At 51.7% G+C, this 5512-nt stretch carries 2 tRNA genes and 2 rRNA genes; all 4 read left to right on the top strand.

The annotated features are described in order from the left end of the window. The first annotated feature begins 410 nt into the window (after nucleotides 1-410). Nucleotides 411-1949: ribosomal RNA gene (locus AUC61_RS26395) — 16S ribosomal RNA — on the top strand. A gap of 96 nt (nucleotides 1950-2045) precedes the next feature. Continuing rightward, nucleotides 2046-2122 (top strand) — tRNA-Ile (locus AUC61_RS26390). Nucleotides 2123-2166: 44 nt separating this feature from the next. Next, a tRNA-Ala gene (locus AUC61_RS26385) sits at nucleotides 2167-2242 on the top strand. Nucleotides 2243-2470: 228 nt separating this feature from the next. Next, nucleotides 2471-5364: ribosomal RNA gene (locus AUC61_RS26380) — 23S ribosomal RNA — on the top strand. Together the 16S and 23S rRNA genes with 2 tRNA genes alongside form the textbook arrangement of a ribosomal RNA operon. Nucleotides 5365-5512: the final 148 nt, after the last annotated feature.

The raw sequence follows: 5512 nt of genomic DNA, 5'->3' as shown, positions 1-5512 counted from the left end.
GAGTTGGACGGTTTAGTTGGCTCGGAAGAGGTTTCGATGAAGTTGATCGAAAGCGGTGAAAAAGGTAGTTGACAGCAGGTTGTAACGCTGTAGAATTCGCCTCCCGCTAACGAGCAACGTGATGTTGATCGAAGCGCAAGTGGTTGAAGTTGCAAAGGAAACTTTGAAAACTTCTTAAAATAACCGCTTGACAGATACAGAGGCTGCTGTAGAATGCGCGCCTCGGTTGAGACGAAAGATCTTAACCAACCGCTCTTTAACAATTGAATCAAGCAATTCGTGTGGGTGCTTGCGCTGTCAGACTGAAGTCAACAGATTATCAGCATCGTAAGTTACTCCGCGAGAAATCAAAGAAATAACCAACGATTGCTGAGCCAAGTTTAGGGTTTTCTCAAAACCCAAAGATGTTTGAACTGAAGAGTTTGATCATGGCTCAGATTGAACGCTGGCGGCAGGCCTAACACATGCAAGTCGAGCGGCAGCACGGGTACTTGTACCTGGTGGCGAGCGGCGGACGGGTGAGTAATGCCTAGGAATCTGCCTGGTAGTGGGGGATAACGCTCGGAAACGGACGCTAATACCGCATACGTCCTACGGGAGAAAGCAGGGGACCTTCGGGCCTTGCGCTATCAGATGAGCCTAGGTCGGATTAGCTAGTTGGTGAGGTAATGGCTCACCAAGGCGACGATCCGTAACTGGTCTGAGAGGATGATCAGTCACACTGGAACTGAGACACGGTCCAGACTCCTACGGGAGGCAGCAGTGGGGAATATTGGACAATGGGCGAAAGCCTGATCCAGCCATGCCGCGTGTGTGAAGAAGGTCTTCGGATTGTAAAGCACTTTAAGTTGGGAGGAAGGGCATTTACCTAATACGTAAGTGTTTTGACGTTACCGACAGAATAAGCACCGGCTAACTCTGTGCCAGCAGCCGCGGTAATACAGAGGGTGCAAGCGTTAATCGGAATTACTGGGCGTAAAGCGCGCGTAGGTGGTTTGTTAAGTTGAATGTGAAATCCCCGGGCTCAACCTGGGAACTGCATCCAAAACTGGCAAGCTAGAGTATGGTAGAGGGTGGTGGAATTTCCTGTGTAGCGGTGAAATGCGTAGATATAGGAAGGAACACCAGTGGCGAAGGCGACCACCTGGACTGATACTGACACTGAGGTGCGAAAGCGTGGGGAGCAAACAGGATTAGATACCCTGGTAGTCCACGCCGTAAACGATGTCAACTAGCCGTTGGGAGCCTTGAGCTCTTAGTGGCGCAGCTAACGCATTAAGTTGACCGCCTGGGGAGTACGGCCGCAAGGTTAAAACTCAAATGAATTGACGGGGGCCCGCACAAGCGGTGGAGCATGTGGTTTAATTCGAAGCAACGCGAAGAACCTTACCAGGCCTTGACATCCAATGAACTTTCCAGAGATGGATTGGTGCCTTCGGGAACATTGAGACAGGTGCTGCATGGCTGTCGTCAGCTCGTGTCGTGAGATGTTGGGTTAAGTCCCGTAACGAGCGCAACCCTTGTCCTTAGTTACCAGCACGTTATGGTGGGCACTCTAAGGAGACTGCCGGTGACAAACCGGAGGAAGGTGGGGATGACGTCAAGTCATCATGGCCCTTACGGCCTGGGCTACACACGTGCTACAATGGTCGGTACAGAGGGTTGCCAAGCCGCGAGGTGGAGCTAATCCCATAAAACCGATCGTAGTCCGGATCGCAGTCTGCAACTCGACTGCGTGAAGTCGGAATCGCTAGTAATCGCGAATCAGAATGTCGCGGTGAATACGTTCCCGGGCCTTGTACACACCGCCCGTCACACCATGGGAGTGGGTTGCACCAGAAGTAGCTAGTCTAACCTTCGGGAGGACGGTTACCACGGTGTGATTCATGACTGGGGTGAAGTCGTAACAAGGTAGCCGTAGGGGAACCTGCGGCTGGATCACCTCCTTAATCGACGACTCAACTGCAGCACAAGTTCCCACACGAATTGCTTGATTCATTGAAGAAGACGATTAGAAGCAGCTTTTGCTTTGCACACCCGATATTGGGTCTGTAGCTCAGTTGGTTAGAGCGCACCCCTGATAAGGGTGAGGTCGGCAGTTCGAATCTGCCCAGACCCACCAGTTACCTGGTGAAGTTGGTCAGAGCGCGTACGACACCCGGATACGGGGCCATAGCTCAGCTGGGAGAGCGCCTGCCTTGCACGCAGGAGGTCAGCGGTTCGATCCCGCTTGGCTCCACCACTTACTGCTTCTGTTTGAAAGCTTAGAAATGAGCACTCCATCGATGAGATGGTGAGTGTTGATTTCTAGTCTTTGATTAGATCGTTCTTTAAAAATTTGGGTATGTGATAGAAATATAGACTGGGCACCTCTTTCACTGGTGCGTGTCCAGGCTAAGGTAAAGTTTGTGAGAACAAACTTTCGGCGAATGTCGTCTTCACAGTATAACCAGATTGCTTGGGGTTATATGGTCAAGTGAAGAAGCGCATACGGTGGATGCCTTGGCAGTCAGAGGCGATGAAAGACGTGGTAGCCTGCGAAAAGCTTCGGGGAGTCGGCAAACAGACTGTGATCCGGAGATGTCTGAATGGGGGAACCCAGCTGTCATAAGACAGTTACCTTACACTGAATACATAGGTGTATGGAGCGAACCAGGGGAACTGAAACATCTAAGTACCCTGAGGAAAAGAAATCAACCGAGATTCCCTTAGTAGTGGCGAGCGAACGGGGACCAGCCCTTAAGTTGTTTAGAGATTAGCGGAACGCTCTGGAAAGTGCGGCCATAGTGGGTGATAGCCCTGTACGCGAAAATCTCTTTGCAATGAAATCGAGTAGGACGGGGCACGAGAAACCTTGTCTGAACATGGGGGGACCATCCTCCAAGGCTAAATACTACTGACTGACCGATAGTGAACTAGTACCGTGAGGGAAAGGCGAAAAGAACCCCGGAGAGGGGAGTGAAATAGATCCTGAAACCGTATGCGTACAAGCAGTGGGAGCCCACTTTGTTGGGTGACTGCGTACCTTTTGTATAATGGGTCAGCGACTTATTTTCAGTGGCGAGCTTAACCGAATAGGGGAGGCGTAGCGAAAGCGAGTCTTAATAGGGCGTCTAGTCGCTGGGAATAGACCCGAAACCGGGCGATCTATCCATGGGCAGGTTGAAGGTTGGGTAACACTAACTGGAGGACCGAACCGACTACCGTTGAAAAGTTAGCGGATGACCTGTGGATCGGAGTGAAAGGCTAATCAAGCTCGGAGATAGCTGGTTCTCCTCGAAAGCTATTTAGGTAGCGCCTCATGTATCACTGTAGGGGGTAGAGCACTGTTTCGGCTAGGGGGTCATCCCGACTTACCAAACCGATGCAAACTCCGAATACCTACAAGTGCCGAGCATGGGAGACACACGGCGGGTGCTAACGTCCGTCGTGAAAAGGGAAACAACCCAGACCGTCAGCTAAGGTCCCAAAATCCTGGTTAAGTGGGAAACGATGTGGGAAGGCTTAGACAGCTAGGAGGTTGGCTTAGAAGCAGCCACCCTTTAAAGAAAGCGTAATAGCTCACTAGTCGAGTCGGCCTGCGCGGAAGATGTAACGGGGCTCAAACCAGGTACCGAAGCTACGGGTATCATCTTTTGATGATGCGGTAGAGGAGCGTTCTGTAAGCCTGTGAAGGTGAGTTGAGAAGCTTGCTGGAGGTATCAGAAGTGCGAATGCTGACATGAGTAACGACAATGGGTGTGAAAAACACCCACGCCGAAAGACCAAGGTTTCCTGCGCAACGTTAATCGACGCAGGGTTAGTCGGTCCCTAAGGCGAGGCTGAAAAGCGTAGTCGATGGAAAACAGGTTAATATTCCTGTACTTCTGGTTATTGCGATGGAGGGACGGAGAAGGCTAGGCCAGCTTGGCGTTGGTTGTCCAAGTTTAAGGTGGTAGGCTGGAATCTTAGGTAAATCCGGGGTTCTAAGGCCGAGAGCTGATGACGAGTTATCTTTTAGATGACGAAGTGGTTGATGCCATGCTTCCAAGAAAAGCTTCTAAGCTTCAGGTAACCAGGAACCGTACCCCAAACCGACACAGGTGGTTGGGTAGAGAATACCAAGGCGCTTGAGAGAACTCGGGTGAAGGAACTAGGCAAAATGGCACCGTAACTTCGGGAGAAGGTGCGCCGGTGAGGGTGAAGGACTTGCTCCGTAAGCTCATGCCGGTCGAAGATACCAGGCCGCTGCGACTGTTTATTAAAAACACAGCACTCTGCAAACACGAAAGTGGACGTATAGGGTGTGACGCCTGCCCGGTGCCGGAAGGTTAATTGATGGGGTTAGCTAACGCGAAGCTCTTGATCGAAGCCCCGGTAAACGGCGGCCGTAACTATAACGGTCCTAAGGTAGCGAAATTCCTTGTCGGGTAAGTTCCGACCTGCACGAATGGCGTAACGATGGCGGCGCTGTCTCCACCCGAGACTCAGTGAAATTGAAATCGCTGTGAAGATGCAGTGTATCCGCGGCTAGACGGAAAGACCCCGTGAACCTTTACTATAGCTTTGCACTGGACTTTGAATTTGCTTGTGTAGGATAGGTGGGAGGCTTTGAAGCGTGGACGCCAGTCTGCGTGGAGCCAACCTTGAAATACCACCCTGGCAACTTTGAGGTTCTAACTCAGGTCCGTTATCCGGATCGAGGACAGTGTATGGTGGGTAGTTTGACTGGGGCGGTCTCCTCCTAAAGAGTAACGGAGGAGTACGAAGGTGCGCTCAGACCGGTCGGAAATCGGTCGTAGAGTATAAAGGCAAAAGCGCGCTTGACTGCGAGACAGACACGTCGAGCAGGTACGAAAGTAGGTCTTAGTGATCCGGTGGTTCTGTATGGAAGGGCCATCGCTCAACGGATAAAAGGTACTCCGGGGATAACAGGCTGATACCGCCCAAGAGTTCATATCGACGGCGGTGTTTGGCACCTCGATGTCGGCTCATCACATCCTGGGGCTGAAGCCGGTCCCAAGGGTATGGCTGTTCGCCATTTAAAGTGGTACGCGAGCTGGGTTTAGAACGTCGTGAGACAGTTCGGTCCCTATCTGCCGTGGACGTTTGAGATTTGAGAGGGGCTGCTCCTAGTACGAGAGGACCGGAGTGGACGAACCTCTGGTGTTCCGGTTGTCACGCCAGTGGCATTGCCGGGTAGCTATGTTCGGAAAAGATAACCGCTGAAAGCATCTAAGCGGGAAACTTGCCTCAAGATGAGATCTCACTGGAACCTTGAGTTCCCTGAAGGGCCGTCGAAGACTACGACGTTGATAGGTGGGGTGTGTAAGCGCTGTGAGGCGTTGAGCTAACCCATACTAATTGCCCGTGAGGCTTGACCATATAACACCCAAGCAATCTGTACGATTCGAAAGAAAAGACCAGATTGCGGTGACTGTGAAGACGACACAAACCGAAAGTTTGTTCGCACACTGAACCGATCTATCACATACCCATTAGCTGAGGCGTCCCGCAAGGGCACGAACCGGCA

This window comes from Pseudomonas maioricensis (assembly GCF_022790535.1).
Taxonomy (GTDB): domain Bacteria; phylum Pseudomonadota; class Gammaproteobacteria; order Pseudomonadales; family Pseudomonadaceae; genus Aquipseudomonas; species Aquipseudomonas maioricensis.
This window is presented reverse-complemented; position numbering and strand designations above follow the sequence as displayed.